General features: G+C 70.7%; 12 protein-coding genes. 8 read left to right on the plus strand and 4 right to left on the minus strand.

Features of this window, described 5'->3' with window-relative positions; genetic code table 11:
• Window positions 1–689: 689 nt before the first annotated feature.
• The 8 genes from ACFVUT_RS01895 (at window position 690) to ACFVUT_RS01930 (ending at window position 15045) form a co-directional block, all read left to right on the plus strand.
• Window positions 690–2465, plus strand: a complete 1776-nt coding sequence (locus ACFVUT_RS01895) for an alpha-galactosidase (protein WP_389642676.1) — start codon at window positions 690–692, stop codon at window positions 2463–2465.
• A 79-nt stretch (window positions 2466–2544) separates the two neighbouring features.
• A complete protein-coding gene (locus tag ACFVUT_RS01900) occupies window positions 2545–5373 on the plus strand; it encodes a sugar-binding protein (protein WP_389642678.1) in 2829 nt (942 codons plus the stop codon).
• Window positions 5374–5688: 315 nt separating this feature from the next.
• Window positions 5689–6960: an enolase C-terminal domain-like protein gene (locus ACFVUT_RS01905; RefSeq protein ID WP_389642680.1), complete on the plus strand. Its 1272-nt coding sequence runs from the start codon at window positions 5689–5691 to the stop codon at window positions 6958–6960.
• A gap of 25 nt (window positions 6961–6985) precedes the next feature.
• Window positions 6986–8344 (plus strand): ABC transporter substrate-binding protein, encoded by a 1359-nt coding sequence (locus tag ACFVUT_RS01910; protein ID WP_389642682.1) that lies wholly within the window; start codon window positions 6986–6988, stop codon window positions 8342–8344.
• Between the two features lie 23 nt (window positions 8345–8367).
• The gene (locus ACFVUT_RS01915; RefSeq protein ID WP_389642684.1) at window positions 8368–9267 is read left to right on the plus strand and encodes a carbohydrate ABC transporter permease; all 900 of its coding nucleotides are present in this window, start codon (window positions 8368–8370) and stop codon (window positions 9265–9267) included.
• On the plus strand, window positions 9264–10205 hold the full coding sequence (locus ACFVUT_RS01920) for a carbohydrate ABC transporter permease (protein ID WP_389642686.1): 942 nt from the start codon (window positions 9264–9266) through the stop codon (window positions 10203–10205). Before ACFVUT_RS01915 ends, ACFVUT_RS01920 begins: the two co-directional genes overlap by 4 nt.
• Window positions 10202–14224, plus strand: coding sequence for a hypothetical protein (locus ACFVUT_RS01925; protein ID WP_389642689.1), 4023 nt, complete (start codon window positions 10202–10204; stop codon window positions 14222–14224). The genes ACFVUT_RS01920 and ACFVUT_RS01925 overlap by 4 nt, the downstream gene beginning before the upstream one ends.
• Window positions 14221–15045 (plus strand): NAD-dependent epimerase/dehydratase family protein, encoded by an 825-nt coding sequence (locus tag ACFVUT_RS01930; protein WP_389642691.1) that lies wholly within the window; start codon window positions 14221–14223, stop codon window positions 15043–15045. The genes ACFVUT_RS01925 and ACFVUT_RS01930 overlap by 4 nt, the downstream gene beginning before the upstream one ends.
• A gap of 121 nt (window positions 15046–15166) precedes the next feature.
• Here the strand turns inward: ACFVUT_RS01930 and ACFVUT_RS01935 are convergent, their stop codons facing one another.
• The 4 genes from ACFVUT_RS01935 to ACFVUT_RS01950 all read right to left on the minus strand — a co-directional run bounded on the left by ACFVUT_RS01935 (window position 15167) and on the right by ACFVUT_RS01950 (window position 18802).
• Complete coding sequence (locus tag ACFVUT_RS01935) at window positions 15167–16171, minus strand: HEAT repeat domain-containing protein (RefSeq protein WP_389642694.1); 1005 nt, start codon at window positions 16169–16171, stop codon at window positions 15167–15169.
• Between the two features lie 3 nt (window positions 16172–16174).
• Window positions 16175–16846 (minus strand): HEAT repeat domain-containing protein, encoded by a 672-nt coding sequence (locus ACFVUT_RS01940; RefSeq protein ID WP_389642697.1) that lies wholly within the window; start codon window positions 16844–16846, stop codon window positions 16175–16177.
• Between the two features lie 247 nt (window positions 16847–17093).
• The gene (locus ACFVUT_RS01945) at window positions 17094–17954 is read right to left on the minus strand and encodes an SMP-30/gluconolactonase/LRE family protein (protein WP_389642700.1); all 861 of its coding nucleotides are present in this window, start codon (window positions 17952–17954) and stop codon (window positions 17094–17096) included.
• A gap of 65 nt (window positions 17955–18019) precedes the next feature.
• A complete protein-coding gene (locus ACFVUT_RS01950) occupies window positions 18020–18802 on the minus strand; it encodes an SDR family NAD(P)-dependent oxidoreductase (RefSeq protein WP_389642703.1) in 783 nt (260 codons plus the stop codon).
• Between the last annotated feature and the right edge of the window lie 258 nt (window positions 18803–19060).

Raw genomic sequence — 19060 nt, forward strand, 5'->3', positions numbered from 1 at the left:
CGGGGCCGCCCAACGATGTTCCGTGCAGCGGGTGTTGTCCACGCGGCTCGATGCGTGTCGCGCACCGGCGTTGCCCACGAGGTGTGTCCGGCGATGCGTTTCGGGCGTCCACGGATGGCGGCGGGCAGATGGCGGCGGACGCCATCCGGGCGCACACGGTGGACACCCCCAGGCGCACACGGTGGACACCCCCGAGTGCACTGCCCACCGCCACCCCCAACCCCACCGACCCTTGCCTCCCGCCTCCCGCCGTACGTCCGTCAGGAAGCGCCGGCCGCATCCAGGTGTGACGTCCTTGCCACCAGGCCCAGTTGGACACAGTGAGGCGCAGGGAACACCCGAGTGTCGTGGGTGTCAGCCGCTCGGGCAACCGACTGCCGACAGTCGCTCCCAACCCCTAGGCAACGTTGTCTCGACTGGCTATGGTTCAGAACCGGTCCAGGAAGGGCGACGGCGACGGCCCTGTGTTGATGCGGCTCGCGTCGCACGAGTCGACGGCCACCAGTTTCTTGCGGTCAACTGCCTGGTCAGGGACGCTCACCCCGGCTGTCCACGGGAAAACTACCGATGCGGAGCCGACACCTTCAGGCCGATGAAGGTGTCCCAAGAGCGAGCGTTCCGCCGTGAGGCAACGTTGTCTCACCTTGTTGTGTGGTGTTTGAGGAGCCGAACCCAGGAGGGAAGCGGAGATGGCCGACATCATGGATCTGGCGCGGTTGTGGGCCGACCACGACACGCTCCACGTGCACGGCATTGAGGTCGCCCTGCTGACCGAAGGGCCGCGCCCCGAGGTGGAGCACGACGAGGACGGCGCGGTGATCCACCTTCGGACCGGTCCGTCCGGGCCGGTGTTGTTGCGTCTGGACGTCCCGATCGGCGACGCCGTCGGCTACTGGCATCCCGCAGCGGGCTGGGACCGGCACCTGGTCGCGGACTGGGTGAGCGGCTGGCGCAGCGTCGGCCTCGTCGACTCGGCACCGCTGGGCTGCCTGTACGACGCGGCCGGCTCGGCGCTGCTGGCGTTCGCGTCCGACCGGGTCACGGAGACGACCAGGATCCGGTTCGGCGTCGCGGAGGAGACGGCCCGCTTCGGGGTCTGGCTGGCCATGGACCTGCGTCCGGGAGAGAGCTGCCGGGTACGCGTGCAGGCCCCGGGACAGTCCTTCGCCGACACGACGCGGGCCCTGACACGACGGCTTCGTGACGGGAACGAACTGCCCACGCCCGACGCGGCCCGCACCCCGGCCTATTCGACCTGGTACTCGCTGCACCGGGACGTGGACGCGGCACGTGTCGAGGCGGAGGCGGTGCACGCGGCCGAGGCGGGTTGCGGGGTCCTGCTGCTGGACGACGGCTGGCAGCGGCGAGCCCAGGGCCCCGGCTACTCCGGCAGCGGTGACTGGACGCCGGACCCGGCGAAGTTCCCCGACTTCGCCGCGCACGTCAAGACCGTTCAGGGCCTCGGACTGCGCTACGTGGCGTGGATCGCCCCACTGCTGCTCGGCGAACGCACCCTGGCGTACGAGGAGATGAAGGAGTTCGCCCCTCATGCCGTACCGCGCCTTTCGTGCCGTGTCCTCGATCCGCGCCACGAGGAGGTCCGACGATTCGTCACGGAATCCTGCGTCGATCTCGTACGCCGCCACGGGCTGGACGGGCTGAAGATCGACTTCCTGGACTTCGCGATGGTCCACGCCCAGGAGGAGGACGGCCGGGCCGGGACCGACGTCGGCGTGGCGATGCGGCTGCTGCTGACCGAGCTGCGCGAGAGGCTGCGCGAACTGCGCGGCGACGACCTGCTCGTCGAACTCCGGCAGCCCTACACCGGTCCGGGCATGCTCGGCTTCGGCAACCTCCTGCGCGCCGGGGACTGCCCCGCCGACGCGACCGCCAACCGGGTGCGGACGCTCGACATCGCCGCCGCCACGACGGCCGGATCCGTGCACTCGGACATGCTCATGTGGGATCCCGGGGCGACGGCGGAGGCGGCGGCCAGGCAGCTCCACTCGGCCCTGTACGCGACCCCGCAGATCTCCGTACGCCTGGCCGGGCAGTCCGCCGAGCACCGCGCGATGACGGCCTTCTGGCTCGGGTTCTGGCGGGACCACCGCGATGTCCTCACCCGCGGCGAGATCCACGCGGGACGGCCCGACCAGCTCTACGAGACGGTGATTGCGAGCGCCGGGAAACGAGCCGTGATCACCTACTACGCCGAACACCGTATCGCCCCGCTGCGCCTCGAAGCCTTCACCGAGACCGCTCTCGTCAACTCCACCGCCGCCGCGCACGTGGCCCTGGCCGTCGACGGCAGTGCCGTGGAGGTCCGGCTGGACGCGTCGGACGCCTGTGGCCGGCCCGCCGGATCGTCCGTCCGGACCCTGGGCCCCGGCCTGCACTCGATCCCTGTTCCCCCCTCCGGCCTGTGCGTACTCAGGCCGGTGCCATCCGCGGATTGCCCGCGCTGACGTCTGGAGAGGTCCGCTCGTGTCGAACAGTCAAGATCGACGTCCTCGTACCACCGCGGAATCGACGGCTTCCGGCGAGATGTCCCGCCGCAACGTCGTGGGTCTGGGGGCGGCGACCGTCCTCGGAGCAGCGGCCACCGGCTTCCTGGCACCGCGTGCCCAGGCCGCCGGACCGGCCGCCCCGCAGGATGCCGCCGCAGGGCCCGCGGTCACCCTCGCCTTCTCCGATCCGACCGGTCTCTACCCGGTCGACGGCGACGCCCCGGCCACCCCCGACCTGCTGGTCACGGTGTCCAGCCCCATCGAGCTGAGCGGAACCATCGCCTGGTCCGTCTCGGCGCGGAGCCAGTCACCCGGAAACGGAACGGAGCCGTTCGAGGCGGCGGCGGGCACCCCGAGCACCGTCACGATCCCGCTCGGCCCGCTCGGCCCCGACTACTACCTGGTCACCGCGACCGTCACCGACTCGGCCGGCGCGCAGTTGCTCGCCCGCACCGTCGGACTCGGCGTGGTCCGGCCCACGGTCGCCGGACGGCGTCCGCAGTCCGTGTTCGGCATGGGCATCCGGTCGGAGTCCACCCCGGCGATCACCAAGCAGATCGCGCAGCGCATCGGCGTGAAGTGGACCCGGGGCATTGCCTCCGTCCAGCCCGACACCGTGTCCCCGAAGGCGGGGGTGTTCTGGCAGCAGCCCCAGATCGACATCGCCCGGGCCGAGATAGCCGACTGGCACGACCACGGGATCGACACCCTCGGCGGCATCAACTACAACATGTCGTGGAACGTCCAGCCCGGGCCCAACGGCGAGCCGCTCAAGCTGTACCAGAACCGGCCGAAGGACATGACCGCGCACGTCGAGATGGTCTACCACGCGATCGCGCCACTGCAGGACCTGGTCCCCAACTGGGAGCTGTGGAACGAGCCGTGGGTCCACGGCTGGACCTGGAAGACCGGCGAGGCGCAGGACTACCGGGACATGTGCCGGATGATCTGGGAACGCGTGAAGCCGGAGTACCCGGACGTGAACCTGATCGGCGGCGGCTCGGTCTCGTACAACCGCGACATCGTCTACGCCCAGGGCTCCAAGGACACGGGCTACATCGACGGTTCGGTCAACCACGCCTACGGATACCCCGACGCGACGCAGTACGCGATGACCAAGACGCAGATCAAGATGGACAGACTCTGGTCGCGGACGAACGGGCGCGCCGGGCAGTGGCAGACCGAGCTGGGCACCGCCACCCGCTACAACTTCGCGGACCTGCCGGCCGAGGAGGCCGCCTACGGGGTGGCCCGGACACTGGCGCCGACGTATCTGCTGCACATGCTCGCCGGTGCCGAAGAGGACACGCCCATCCGGATCTTCTGGTTCTCCCTGTCCTACGACAAGGGCTACTCCGGCGACGACTTCAACATCTACGACGCGACCACCAAGACCCCGCGGCCCGTGGTGGTCGCCTACGCCACGATGACGAGCCTGCTCGAAGACTCCGCACTGCAGGAGGAGCTGTACCCGGACGCCAAGTCCACCTGGGGCTTCCTCTTCCGCGGCGCGGACGGCAAGGGCAGAGCCGCCGTCTACGCCGACCAGTTGTACGACGGCACCGACGAGCACCAGAGCGCCGGCTACACCGGCACCCTCACCCTGAACGACGCCCGAGGCATTCGCGCCTACGACTACCTGGGGCGCCGGCTCACCGACGGCAGGTCGTCCCGTGTCACGCTGACACTGAAACCGTGGGAGGCCGTCTACTTCGACAGCGACCTCTCACCGGCGGCGCTCCGCAAGGCCCTCACCCAGGGCGCGCGCTTCGACTACACCACGCCGTTGCTCGTCAGCCCCCTGTCCTTCGTGAAGCCGGTGGACTCGGCCGGCACCATCGATGTCCGGGTGGAGAACGTCACGCCGAAGGCGCTGGACGCCTCGCTCAGGATCACCCCGCCGCAGGGGTGGCGGGTCGCACCGCGGACGGTCCCGGTCAACGGGATCGAGCCGGGGGAGTCCCGCGTGATCTCCTTCCCCGTCACGGAGTCCGTGGTCAGCGAGAACAACCGGTACACCATCGGATACGACGTCACCGTGGATCACGCGGCGGGCCCGCGGCAGAGCGGATCGCGGACGGTTCAGGTCGCCTATCTGCCGTTCCGGCACATCACTGTCGGCGGGAGCGCGAGCCAGTGGAACGACGTCGTCCCGGTGACGATGACCAGCGTGACCGCGGCCGGAGACAGCAGGTCCTACTCGTTCCAGGCCGCCTGGGACGACGGATTCCTGTACGTCAGGGCCCTGGTCGAGGACGACGTCCAGGTGTCGAACCCGGCGTTCACCGCCGACGCCTACAAGTTCCCGTTCCAGGCGGACAGCGTCCAACTGGCCTTCGACGCCACGGCTGACAAGACCGAGGACTTGCTCGCCGGTGACCCGCACTACGAGAAGTGCCTGCGGTCGGTCTCGCACCTGTACGTCGCCACCCTGGCCACCGGGGGCCGTTCCGAACTGCACCGGCAACTCGCGCCGGGCACCAACTACCAGACGTTCTACCCGACCAACGCGGTGCTCCCGACGCCGCTCGGCCCGATGGACGCGCAGCCGGCCGAGGGCAGCGAGGGCCGTGTCCTCGTCTCCAGGGATGACGCCAACAAGCTGACCAGATACGAGATCGCTCTCGCGTGGAGTCAACTCCCGGAACTGGCGGCCGAGGTGAGAGCGGCGCGTCCCGGGAGCGTCACCCGGGCCACGTTCGCCGTCCAGGTGCAGGACGCCGGGACGACCGGTCACGGAGCCACCTACTGGACGGCGCAGTCGGAGCCCCCCACATCGGGCTGCTACAACTTCGCCCCGTTCTGGGGCACCGGCGCGCAGTTCACCGGCGGTCGCGTCGACACCCGGTGGGGCATCGGGCGCTGAGCGCCCCCGGCCGTCCGCGGCGCCCGCCCGTCGGACACCCGGCGGCAGTCCGACGGCCGGGCGGTTCCGACGCCGGGCTCCCGCCCGCCCCGCACACACCGTCGGGCACCCGGCCGGGGCCGCATCGCGCACGGCCGGTAGCCCCGGCGGGGGACCGGATCGGCACACGGCCCGTAGTCCCGGCCGGGGGCGGCGGGTTCGAACACGACCCGTGGTCCCGACCGGCGAACCGTACCGAACATGCCCCAGCGGTACCCGTCAGCCCGGTGCCCGCCCGCACGGCGAGCACCGGCCCAGAACCAGGAGCACACACCCGTGAGCGACACTCCCGACAAGCCCGACGAGCCGCCGTGGGCGCAGCCCTCCGGCATCCGGATCACTTCGGTCCGGGCCGTTCTCACCGCACCGGCCGGCACGACGCTCGTCGTCGTCCGGGTCGACACGAGCGAACCCGGACTGTACGGCCTCGGCTGCGCCACCTTCACCCAGCGGGCGGCGGCGGTCGCCACCGCGGTCGACACGTACCTGGCGCCGCAGCTGATCGGGCGCGACCCGGCGGACATCACCGACATCGCGTCGACCCTGCACGTCAGCGGCTACTGGCGCTCCGGTCCGGTGCTCAACAACGCACTGTCCGGGGTGGACATGGCGCTGTGGGACATCAAGGGGAAGCAGGCCGGTCTCCCGGTGTGGCAGCTGCTCGGCGGCCGGTGCCGTACCGCCGTTCCCGTGTACGCGCACGCCCAGGGGCGGGACGCCGAGGAGGTCGCCGACGAGGTGCGCGACCTGATGTCCCAGGGGTACCGCCATGTGCGCTGCCAGGTCGCCGTGCCCGGCGCCGGAACCTACGGGGCGCCTGCCGCCGCGGCCCCCATCGGCGCCCGCCCGCCCCTGACCCCGAACGCCTGGGATCCGGCGGCGTACCGGCGCACCGTCCGGGAGCTGTTCGGGCATCTGCGCCAGGAGCTGGGCGACCAGGTCGAGTTGATCCACGACGTCCACGAGCGGATCCACCCCACCGATGCCGTACGGCTCGCGAAGGACCTGGAGCCGTACGACCTGTTCTATCTGGAGGACCCGGTGGCGCCCGAGGACATCGAGTGGCTCCGGACCCTGCGCAGCCGCTCCGTGACACCCATCGCCATCGGTGAACTGTTCACCAACCCCGCCGAGTACCGGCCGGTCGTCCAGGAGCGGCTGTGCGACTTCATCCGTGTCCACATCTCCGCCATCGGCGGCATCACCCCGGCCTGGCGGCTCGCGGCCGCGTGCGAACTGTTCGGCGTGCGCACCGCGTGGCACGGGCCCGGTGACGTCTCGCCGGTCGGCCATGCCGCCAACCTGGCGCTGGACCTGGCCTGCCCGAACTTCGGGATCCAGGAGCAGCACCTGTTCGGGGCTGCCGCGCGGGAGGTGTTCCCCGGCTGCCCCGAGATCCACGACGGCCACCTGTGGCCGAGCGACAGCCCCGGACTCGGCATCGGCTTCGACGAACGCCTCGCCCTGAAGTACCCGCCCAGGACCCCCGCCCCCGGTCGCGCGTGGAAGCCGCCGCGACGAGCCGACGGCACGCTCCAGCGCCCCTGACCGACCGCCCGAAGGAGCCCGACCCATGAGAACCCGCACACCCTTCACGATCCTCGCCGCGACCGTCTGTCTCACGACGGCCCTCGGCGCCTGCACCACCCCCGCCTCCGACAACGGCGGCGGCAGTACGAAGCAGAACGTCACGCTGACCGTCGCGGAGTGGACCAACCCCGGCGCGGTCGAGTTCACCAAGGAGCTCAACGCCAAGTTCGAGAAGGCGCATCCGGGCGTCACCGTCAAACTGCAGACGGCCCCGACCGCCAACGGCGCCTGGCAGCAGCTGTGGAACAGCATGCTGCACTCCAAGTCGGTGGACGTCCTGGCCCAGTTCGCGCCGACCCAGCAGGGATTCGCCCCCGACTACACCGACCTCAAGCCCGGCGGATCGGCCGCGCTCATCACATCGGGACAGCTGACCGACCTGAAGGACCAGCCGTTCATGAAGCGCTACGACGCGGCGGATCAGGCTGCCGCCGTCGGGTACAAGGGCGGCGTCTACGGCGTGATGGCCGCGGAGTACGTCGGCGCGGGCGCGATCTGGTACAAGAAGGACCTGCTCAAGAAGTACCACTTGACCGTCCCCACGACGCTCCAGGAGTTCCTGGACGACTGCGAAACCCTCAAGAAGGCAGGGGTGACGCCGATCTTCGTGTCCGCGAAGGACGGCATGCACGGCGGCGTGTGGCAGGGCATCGCCAACCAGATGATCATGAAGGGGCATCAGCCCTCGGAGTCCGTCAAGGTGTCCCAGGACCGGGCCGCCGCCTTCTGGAAGGGCTCACAGTCCTGGGCCGACCCGATCTACAAGGAGATCTCCCAGCAGCACCAGAAGGTCATGCGGTACATCGAGCCCGGCGCCTCCGGCGTGTCCCAGCAGACCGCGCCCGGCGTCTGGGCAGCACAGGCCGACAACTACCCGTTCCTGCTCGACGGTTCCTGGGACGGAGCGGCCGTCCAGCAGGCCAACCCGAAGCTCGACCTCGGGTTCTTCGTCATGCCGGGCACTGACGACGCCGCGGCCAACCGCGTCGCGTTCAAGCCCGACCTGAGCTGGGTGGTACCGACCGGGTCGAAGCACAAGGACCTGGCGATGGAGTGGCTCGCGATGTTCTCCGAGCCCGAGAACTACACGAAGTGGCTGGCAGCGACCGGTTCCATCTCCACGCAGCCGGCGCTGAAGAACACCAGCCTGCCGTGGATGGACTGGCTCAACAGCCACATGGACGACGCCTACCCGCAGCTCACCAACCCGTGGGTACCGGCCGGGGCACCCCTGGACGCGGCCGGACCCGACCTGTACAAGCTGGCGCCGATCGGCGGCGACGGCGTCGACACCATCCTGTCCCGCGCGGCAACGGCCTACCGCAAGTCGGTCGGCAACTAGTGCCCACGGAAAGGAGGCCCAGCGTGGCACGCTGCCCCTTCGGAACCCGGCGGACACGGCGGTTCATCCCCTGGGCCAGCATCGCGATCCCCGGCGCCGGCTGGCTGCTCTTCGGGCTCTACCCGTCGCTCGCCACCATCGGATACTCCTTCACCCGGTACTCCGGTCTGCCGGGCACGCCCCTCAACTTCTGCGGCCTGTGCAACTACCAGGCTGCCTTCACCTCGCTGTCGTCCGTGGTCGGAGACGCGATCAGGGTGACACTGATCTACGTGGTCGGCGTGACGGTGCTGCAGACCGCGGTCGGCCTGGGACTCGCCCTGCTCCTGAACCGGCCCGGCCGGTCGTACACCGTCTACCGCGCGATCATCTTCATGCCGCAGATCTTCTCGGTCGCGGTGGTCGGCGCGATCTTCTCCCTGATCCTCGACCCGTACTCGGGCCCGGCGGAGAAGGTGGTGCACGGTGTCCTCGGCGGCACGACGGCGTTCCTCGGATCGACGTCGCTGGCCCTGCCCCTGGTGATCCTGGTCAACGTGTGGATGTTCTCCGGCTACACGATGCTCATCTACATCGCCGGGCTGCGGAACATCCCGCCGGCGGTCTACGAGGCGGCGGCCATGGACGGCGCCGGACGCCTGCGGGTGTTCCGGCACGTGACGTGGCCGCTGCTGGCCCCGGCCACCACGGTGACCGTGTTCCTGACCGCGATGGGAACCCTCGGTGAATACGCGCTGATCATGGTCCTCACCGGCGGCAACTTCGGCACCAAGACCCTGGGCCTGTACATGTTCCAGTCCGCGTTCGGCGGCGACAGCCAGCTCGGCTACGGCTCGATGCTCGCCATGCTCCAGTTCCTCCTGACCGTGGTGATCGGTGCCGGCGTGCTGTTCACCCTGCGCCGACGGGAGGTCTCGCTGTGAAAGCCAACCCCGCGGTGCTCGATGGGACCGCCCCCGACAGCGGCCCGCGGACGAGGACGTTCCCCCTGTCCCTCAGGCCGGCCAAGTCCGCCGGGGCGAACCTGCTGTGCTTCGCGATCGCCGCCGTGCTGTTCGCCGTACCGCTGGTGTACATGCTGATCCAGGGATTCAAGACGTACACCGGATTCCTCCAGAACCCGACCGGGCTGCCGAGCCCCTGGACCACGGACAGCTTCTCGACGGCCTGGAGCCAGGGCCACTTCGGGCGCCAGATGATCAACAGCCTGATCTACGCGGTCATCCCCGACGTGGTCACGCTGATCCTCGGAGTCTTCCTGGCGTTCCCGATCTCCCGCGGCTACTTCAAACGCTCCAACGCGCTGTACACGTTCTTCATCTTCTCCGGCTTCCTGCCCGGCGGCCTCATCCCGCTGTTCATCGAGGCCCAGTCGCTCCACCTCTACAACAGCGCGGCCGGGTACCTGATCCTGACCAGCCTGTCGGGCGCGGGGTTCTTCTTCTTCGTCGGCTACATCAAGGGGATCCCGCGCGAGATCGACGAGGCCGCCGCACTGGACGGCTGCGGGTACGTGCGGTTCATCTTCACGATGATCATTCCGCAGATGAAACCGGCCCTGGCTGCCTTCGCCATCTTCGGGTTCGTGCACGCCTGGAACAACCTCATCCTGCCGCTGATCATGCTGTCCGACCCGAACCTGTGGCCGGTCACCCGAGGGCTGTACTCGTTCTTCGGCGAGTACACACAGAACTGGCCGTTGATCGCCGCCGGAACCTTCATCGTGGCCGCGCCCATCCTGATCCTGTTCGTGCTGCTCCAGCGCTATCTCGTCGAAGGCGTCGCGGGCGGCGCGGCGCTCGGCACGCAGGGCGTCACCGGAGCGGCTGCCGTCCGGGCCGAGGGCGAGGACGGATCGTGACCGGCCCGGCCACCTCCTGGCCCGCGGGCGCCGACGGGGTGCGGTTCCGGCTCGCCGATCCGCTGCGCCACCCGGACTTCGCCTGGCCCAGGACGCTGCTCCACCACCCGGTGCGCTGGGCCGCCCCGTCGATCCGCGCCGAACAGCTCCGGCTGGTCGACGAGACGGGGCGGGCGGTGCCCTTCCAGCTCTCCCGGGTGATCCCGGCGGCGGGCGGGGAACTGGAGTCCGCCGACGTCTGCTTCTTCGCCGACCTGCCGTCCGGCGCGACGCGCGCATTCACGCTGTGCGCCGACGCGTCGCTGCCGAAGGCCCACGTTCCGCGACCGGTCCGGATCACCGAGGACGGCTCGTCCACCGTCGTCGACAACGGAGCGCTCCGGATCCGGCTGCCCTCCACAGGCCGGTTCGGCGCCGACGCCGCACCGGGCCCCGTCCTCCAGCTCGACCGCGGAAAAGGCTGGGTGGGACGGTCCGCCCTGCGCTGCGGCACCGAACGCGTCGAACGCCTGGACGTACGGCTCCTCGAAGCCGGTCCGCTCTTCGCCACCCACGAACTCCGCTACCGCTTCACCGGTGAGGCGGCCTACACGGCAACCGTCACCTGCCTTCAGGGCTGCGACTTCGTCGACGTGGCCGAGGAGATGACGGCGCTCGACTCCACCACGACAGCATGGGAACTCAGCTGGGACGGCGTGACACCCACGCACCGCTTCTCGTCGACCTGGCCGTTCTCGCAGTCCTCCGACGACCACGCCGACCGGGAATCACCGCACTTCTACCACTGGCTCGGCATCGACGAGCCGATCGTGCTCGGCGACAGCGGCGAGGACCCGTCGTTCTCCGGGCCCGGCGGCAGAGAGAGACCGGACACCGACTTCGCCTTCACGGTCGGCCCGTACGCCCCGAGCTACGCCTGGAACATCCGCCCGCACGCCACCTTCCGGGACGCCACCGGAGACGACGCGATGGGCGTGTTCATCCGCGACCACGACCGATGGGACGACCGCGCCTACGCCTCCTGGGCCTCCGCGGAACACCTCCAGCTCCGCTTCCGTCACGACGGCGTTCTGCGCTGGACCTGGCCCCTGCGCTCCGGAACCCGCCGGACCGCGATCGCCTTCTACGACCACGCACGCGACCGGGAGGTGCTGAGCGCCCAGAAAGGCGTCCGGTACCCGTCCTCGTACGTACGCCACCTGCACCACTGGCAGGGCACGCTCAGCCTCGACCGGGTCAAGGACTGGAGGCTGACCTACTCGGGCAGACGACCCGCCCGACTGTGCTCCGAAGGCGAACTCGGCTCCCCCGACGACCTGATCGCCGCCCTCTTCACGGGACAGGAGGGCCCGAGCCTCATCGCCCACGGAGTCAACGAACACCCCGGCTACCTCAACATCGGTCAACGCCCGCTCTACGACCGGCTGCTGGACGGCTACGACCGTCTCGCCGACGGGCTCGACGCGACCGACCGCGAGCGCGCCGACGCGTTGCTGCTGCTGACCGCCCACATCTCGGCGGGCGAGGAGATCGGCCCGCTGCGCCGCATGATCGCGGGCCACCCGAACTTCCTCGCCGACGGCAAGGCCGCACTCGCCTGCCTCGCCCGGCTCTTCCCCGACCACGAGGCAGCACCGCAATGGCTCGACCAGTTCGAGAAGTTCGTCGAACTGGCCGGTGTCCTCCACACCAGACCGGCACTGCCGGCCCACGGATCCCGGGCCGGCCGCTGGACCGAGAGCCTGGCCACCTACGTCTGGGCCTTCCTCCGCCCGGTCACCCAGGGCAACTTCCTCGGTCAGCTGACCGACGGCCGCAACCGCCTCGCCACACCGGAACTGGCGGCCCTCGGCGGCTGGCTGGTGAACGCCCTGACCGCCCCGGTCGAGACCGGCGCCGACGGCGAAATGCGCCGCCTGCACCCCGCGCAGGGCGCCCACGCCTTCTGGCCCCGGCGCCCGCCCATCGAGATGCGGCTCCTCGGCGAGGCTCTGCGCCGCTACCGCCCACTCGTCGCGGAACATCTGCTCTGGGGGAGCGACGAGGCGGCCCACCGGCTCGACAGTCCGCCCGGAGCCCCTGACCCGTGGCGGGTCACGGTGCGGTCCGCAGGGGACCGGGGCACCAATCCGCGGCTGAGGAGCTCGAAGTACACCGGGTACGGCATCACGCTGCGCGCCGACGTCGACGGGCCCGGCGAGGTCGCGGTCTTCCTCCAGCAGGTGGACCGCGGCCCCAACTACCGGTGGGGGATCGCCGACGACAACGGCAGCGGACACCTCTACTACTACGCCGCCGGACACTCCTACAGCGGCCACGGTCCCGAGGACGCCGGGGACCGCAGGGCCCCCGATGCCACCTTCGCCACCTCCTGCGCGCTCTGGAAGGACGGCGCCTACCGTTCGATCGGCCAGAACACCCTGGACCGGCCCCTCCACGACCTGGGCGGCGCACAGTACGCGGAGATCGTCCCCGACCCGGACGGCCCGGTGGCCGGCCTCTACCTGAGCCGCAGCGTGCTGCTCGTCGGCAACGACTACCTCGTCGTCCACGACGCGTTCGCCGCGGGCCAGCGCATGGTGTGGACCTGGTCCACGCTGACCGAGGCCACCGGCCACGACGCCAACAGCTTCCCGCACCTCGCCGAGCGGATGCCGTTCATCCATGTGGTCCGCGGCGTACGTACGGACGGCGCACTCGACGGCACGTTCTCGACGGGATCCTCCCGAGGCGTGCGCCTTGAGGGAAGGGCCGACGGTGCGAACGGCAACACGCTGGCCGTCGTGAGCCACCGCGACGACCTGAAGATCGCCCCCGCGCACTCGACACCCTGGGGCGCCCGGATCCGGACCCCGCACAGTCTGGACTTCGTGTTCCGGCACGAGCCGTCCACGCACTACGAGCCGAGGACGGTGGAGTTCGCCGAACAGGGACTGCGCTTCGCCGGTACGGCCGGCACCATCAGACTCTTCGACGACGGCCTGCGCCACCTCAGCCTCTTCCACGGAAGCGCCGTGGGAACCTCCGACCTCCTGCTGACGACCGAGGACGACGACCTCGGCATCAGCCTCCACTACCGGGACCTCACCGAGATGCGAGGCATCTACCACGCCCCGTCGGACAGTTCGGTGACCCTGCACACTCCCCACGGTCTCGACGCGGCGGCCCGCTTCCACATCGACGGCGAGCGGGTACGCCCCCTCGCCACGGCACCGGACACGCTCACCGTGGCCCTGCCCCGGGGCCGACACCACTGGGAACTGACGAGCCGACAGCCGGAGCCGCCTCCGTCCCAGGTCGTACGGACCGAGACCGTCGGTGACGGCGCGCTCGTGCACTTCTCCACGGCCGCCGCCGCGGACCGCTACGCCATTCAGCTCAGCTCCGACGGCGGCCGCACCTGGGCGACGGCCGAGGAGGCGGAACACAGCCCCGTCCACCTGACCGGTCTCGTCGAGGACGAGAAGCGCCACGTCCGCGTCATCGCCCGGAACAGCCGGCGACAGGCCGCGCCGGGCACCGACTACCCCCTCCACCCGAGCCGCAGAGCGCCCGAACCGCCCGACGGACTCAGACTCCGACTCGGCCACGGCACCGTCACCGCCACCTGGGGCGAGGTGCTGGGTGCGGGCGGGTACCGGCTCTACCGGCGCCGCAAGGGTGAGGTCACCTACGACGAGATCTTCGCCGGGTTCGGGTTCCGTCACGTCGATCACGCGCCCGGCGTCCGTCCCGCCCACGACGATCCGGGCCGGGCCTGCCCGGCGGACGCGACCGTGTACGAGTACGCCGTCGCGGCCGAGAACGGCAACGGCGTCGGCCCGAGGTCGGCGGCCGTGGACACGGACCCCGGCAGCTGGCGGCACTGGTCCCCACCGGTGGAACTCGCCTTCCGCCGGCAGCACACCTACAACCAGCCTCCCTACGTGCCCGCGTCCGCGACCCCGCGCCCCTACGACCGCCCGGCTCCGCCCCCGGAACTGCCCGCCGTCGCCCACCCGTGCGGGGAGGCGCCGTGACCGGGCAGCGGATCCTGGTCACCGGCGCCGCGGGCCGCATCGCCCGCGAACTGCGTCCGCGCCTGGCCCGCGCGGGCCGGACGCTGAGGCTCATGGACATCGCGGAGACCGAGCCCGCCGGACCGGGCGAGAGCGTGGAGACCGTACAGGCGTCCTTCACCGACCAGGACGCCGTCGACGCGGCCTGCCGGAACGTCGACGCGGTGCTCCACCTGGGCGGACTCGCCGGTGAGACGTCATGGGAGCGGATCGCCGACATCAACATCGACGGCACCCGGCACGTCCTCGAAGCCGTACGGAGGCAGAGCGTGCCCCGCGTGGTCCTCGCGTCGAGCATCCACGCCGCGGGCTTCCACACGCGGGACGACGCGACCGACGGCCTCCTGCCCGCCGACGCACCGCCACGCCCGGACACCTACTACGGGGTCAGCAAGGCCGCAGTCGAGGCGCTGGGCAGCCTGTACCACTCCCGGTTCGGCATCGACGTCACCTGCCTGCGCATCGGGGCGTTCCGGCCGCGCCCGCTCGCCCCCGAGGACCTGGCGGCCTGGCTGTCGCCGGGTGACGCGGCCCGGCTCGTCGAGGCGTGTCTGCGGGCCGGGCCCGCCGCGTTCCGCGTCCTCTGGGGCATCTCCCGCAACACCCGCCGGTGGTGGTCCCTGGCGGAGGCGGAGGCCATCGGGTACCGGCCCGAGGACGACGCGGAACACCATCTGGCGTCGATCCTCGCTCCCGGGACCTTCGTCCCGACGGACCTCGACCCCGCCGAGCCCCGCAACTTCCGCGTCGGCGCCCGCTTCTGCACGATGCCGCTCGGCTGACGGCCGGAGGGGCCGCGGGACGGGGGGTGCGGCCTGCACCCTGCGCGGGAGCGCTGTGCGTTCCGGGTGCGGTGAGCGTGCGTGCCAGGCGTCGCGACGCGGCACAGTGCCTGTTGCCGTACTAGCGTGCGCTGCGCAGCTTGAGAATGTACGTGGCAGTCAGCGCAACGGCAGGGTCTTCGTCATGTGAAAGATCGGCGAGGGCACGTGACGTCGCGATCCCCGGGATGTCCGCGAGCGCCTGTGTCAGCCGTCGACGGGCAGACGATCCGACGGGTACGCGGTCGAGGCAGTCGACGAGCCCAGTGGAGATCTGGTCCTCCAGCGCGGGATCACTCGCCAGCGTGCTCAACGCATCGGCTGCGTCGGCGTCGTTCCTCTCCTCGACGATCATGTCGATGAGGGTCGGGACCGCGTCGGCCACGCCACGTGCCCCGAGCGCCAGAGCCGCGTACCCGCGGACCACGACGTCGGGGTTGGTGAGGGCGTTGTGCAGCAGTGCGGTCGCCTCACCGCTCGGAATCTCGGCGATGGACCGGACGGCACGTTTCCGCACCTCGGCCGCGGGTGAGCCGAGGCCCTCCGCCAGCAGGGGCAGCCCGTCCTCGCCCGATTGCGCCAGAGCCCAACGAAGGGCTCCGGCGACGTTCGGGTCCGACTCGCTCAGCACGGCCTCGACCAGTGCTTCCACCGGCACGTTGACTTGCCCGCCCGCGGACAGGGCCGCGCGTTGCCGCGCCCCCGCGCTCTGCGCCCCCAACGCCTGGAGGAGCGCGACGATCTGGAGGACGTCCTCCCAGCCGGCGGGTTCCGCGGCACCGATCCGACGGAGCCGCGTGAGCAGCTCCGTCTCCGCTGTGATGCGGTCTCGCGTCTGGTGGATGAGGTCGTCGACGAGCTCCGCGGGCGCGAAGCCGGGGTCATCGAGCGCGCGCCCGACGTCGCGCAGCGACAACCCCAATGACCGCAGGCTCTCGATGTGGAAGATTCGCCGGATGTCCTCGTTGGAGTACTCGCGATAGCCGGAGCCGGTACGACCCGTCGACCGCACCAGGCCGAGCGATTCGTAATGCCTGAGCATGCGGGCGCTGACCCCGGACCTCCGTGCGACATCGCCGATCAACACTGCCTACCGTCCCTCCTGGCCGGCCCCGCCGAGGGCTACGACGCGCTTCGCCTCCTCGATCGCGCACTCGAAACCGGCATCCGGGTCGTGCCACAGCCGTTCCGTGGCGAGGGCGTGCGCGCGCACCCGAGGGTCGAGATCCCCCCTCGCGGAGCCCAGTGTCGGCAACATCGCCTCGCCGAGCGCGATCAGCGCCCGGCTGAGGCTCAGCTGCGTCTCGCGTCCGCCGCGCCCGAGCTGTGTCGCCAACACTACGGCCAACTCGTGCTCCTCACCCTCGGGCACGAGCACGACCGCTGCCCGCCAGGCGCTCAAGGCCACGTCGTCGTCGGCGTCGGACAGCAGCGCCGGTGTGATCGCCGGCCATGCCCGCCGATCCCCGATCTTGGACAGCGTGTGCAACGCCTGGCTCCGTGCCTGCGCACGCTCCGAGCGGACTTCTTCGAGAAGCACCGGGACCGTCATCGATGCCGCGTGGCGGGTGAGTGCCCACGTCAGCATTTCGCGCACGTGGAACTCGGGTTCGATCGCGCATCGCTCGACGATCTTGTCGATGAACCCCGGGTCCGGGGTCGTGCCCACCGCGAGCGCTGCCCGCAGCCGGATCGACGAGCTGTGGTTCTCCAGCGCCTGGAGAGCTCGCATCGTGTTCGTGTCCTCTTTCGGCACGGTCATCGGGACCACCTCCTTGGCCACAGTGAAGACCTTGTCACTGTGTCAAGGTCAAGCGGAGCCAGGCTCGGAGAGGGCCACGGGCCGGCCCGTGATCCCTGGTGGGGGCACGGTGACAGCTACGGCACCTGGCCGCGTTGTCGGCCGGTCCGCCACCATGGCCCGCCGTCGAAGTGGGGCTGTGCCCGCGCGGTCGTGGTCCATGCCGCGGCCCGGCCGGCCCGGCCCGGTGCTGCCCCGGCCGATCTGCTCATCCGGCGAACGTGGCCGACGGCAGGCCCACGGCGCCGCCCATCTCGTCCACGACGAAGACGGACCCTGCCGGATCGTCGCCCGGGAGCTCCAGGCCCTCCCGGGCCGAGGTGACGTACAGGGCGTCGAGGCGCGGTCCGCCGAACGTGCAGGACGACGGTTGGCGCACAGGCAGCGGAATCCCGCCGAGCAGGTCGCCGTCGGGGGAGATCCGTGCCACGCGTGCGCCACCCCACAGCGCGACCCACAGGCACCCGGCCGAGTCGACGGTGAGTCCGTCCGGCATGCCCGTGTGCGCGGGAAGCCGCACCAGTGTGCGCCGACGGCTGATCCACGGGGCGTCGTCAGTCGTGTCGAAGGCATAGATCTCGCCCGCGATCGAGTCGGCGAGGTAGAAGGTGCGGCCGTCGGGGCTCCAGCCGAGCCCGTTGGGCAGGGTGAGTCCTTCGAGGAGCACGTGGCTCGTCCAGTCGGGCAGGAGGACGTGCAGAGCGCCGCTGCCCGGCCGGAAGTCCAGTGCCGTGCTGCCGGCCCAGAACCGCCCCTGCCGGTCGCACTTCGCGTCGTTCATGCGCTCACCGGCGGGCAGGAACGCCCGCCGGGTCGTCATCGAACCGTCGGCGTCGACGCTCGCGAACCCCTCGGCCGTCGCCGCCACGAATCCTCCGCCGCCGCGCCGCGGCACCGCGGCGCCGACCTGCGTCGGCAGCCGAAGGCTGGTGGTCAGGCCGGTGGCCGGGTCGCTGGTGTGGATCAGCCCGGCGGGAATGTCCACCCAGTGCAGGCGCCGGAGCCCGGGATCCCAGACCGGCCCCTCGCCCACCCTGGCCGTCCCCGGAATCGCGACCTCGGCCGTCATGAAAAGTCCTCCGTCATCGAATGTCCGCCGTCATCGCCTGCGGTCGAATACGGCATCCGCCGCCCTCAACCAGGCAGTACCACAGCCGCGTTGGCCAGCAGCCCGCCGTCGACGGGCAGCGAGACGCCGGTGATGAAGCTGGCACGGTCCCCGGCCAGGAAGGCGATCGCCTCGGCGACCTCGTCCGGTCGCGCCACCCGTCCGAGCGGATGCATCCGCCCCCAGGACTCGACCAGCTCCTGCGTGCCCCGGTCGCTGCCGTCGGAGAAGGAACGGGCGGAGGCGCGCAGCATCGGGGTGTCCACCGACGCGGGACAGACCGCATTGGCCCTGATCCCGTTCTTCGCCTCGTCGATGGCGATCGACCGGGCGAGCGCGTTGAGCGCCCCTTTGCTGGTGGTGTAGGCGGCGACGGCGGTCTGGGTGACGAAGGCCTGCACGGAGGAGACGATCACGACCGAGCCCGCCCCACGGGCGCGCAGATGGGGCAGCGCGTGCTTGACGGCGTGGAAGGCGCCGGTCACGTTGACCGCGAGGACTTCGTTCCACTCGTCTGCGCCGGTCTCCGCCGCGGCACCGTAGCGCTGGATCCCGGCCGCGGCGACGAGGATGTCGAGTCCGCCGTGTGCCGCCGCGACCCGCGAGACGAGCCGAGCGACGGCCGCCTCGTCGGTGACGTCGACCTCGATGCGTTCGACACCGGGAGGCAGCTCGTCGAACGCGCCTTCCGGCGGGATGCCGGCCGCCACGACCGTCGCCCCGCGTGCGGAGAGCACCCGGGCTGTCGCGCCCCCGATGCCACTGAATCCACCGGTGACGATGGCGACCTTGCCATCGAACTCCGCCACGTTCCACTCCCTCGATGTGTTTCCGGGCCTCGCGCCCGGCCGGGCCCCGCCGCCGAGACGATCCACAAGCAGCTGCGACGGGCGGTTTCGGCTGACGACCACCCACGGACGGGCCGGACGAACTGCGCTCCGATGGTGTCGACTTCACTCTAAACAACGTTGTCTCAGCCCGCTAGTCTGTGGTCGTTCCGCACTCCGGCGCACTTCGGAGCGGGTGCTTCTTCGCTGTGCCCGGCCATCGCTCGACGTCGTGCCGGG

Source organism: Streptomyces sp. NPDC058051 (assembly GCF_042885475.1).
In the GTDB taxonomy this organism is placed as follows: Bacteria; Actinomycetota; Actinomycetes; order Streptomycetales; family Streptomycetaceae; genus Streptomyces.

What these genes read in the sequence shown, in the direction of transcription:
- ACFVUT_RS01895 (WP_389642676.1), top strand. Translation starts at nt 690, where the DNA reads ATGGCCGACATCATGGATCTGGCGCGGTTGTGGGCCGACCACGACACG.
- ACFVUT_RS01900 (WP_389642678.1), top strand. Translation starts at nt 2,545, where the DNA reads ATGTCCCGCCGCAACGTCGTGGGTCTGGGGGCGGCGACCGTCCTCGGA.
- ACFVUT_RS01910 (WP_389642682.1), top strand. Translation starts at nt 6,986, where the DNA reads ATGAGAACCCGCACACCCTTCACGATCCTCGCCGCGACCGTCTGTCTC.
- ACFVUT_RS01940 (WP_389642697.1), bottom strand. Translation starts at nt 16,846, where the DNA reads ATGACCGTGCCGAAAGAGGACACGAACACGATGCGAGCTCTCCAGGCG.
- ACFVUT_RS01945 (WP_389642700.1), bottom strand. Translation starts at nt 17,954, where the DNA reads ATGACGGCCGAGGTCGCGATTCCGGGGACGGCCAGGGTGGGCGAGGGG.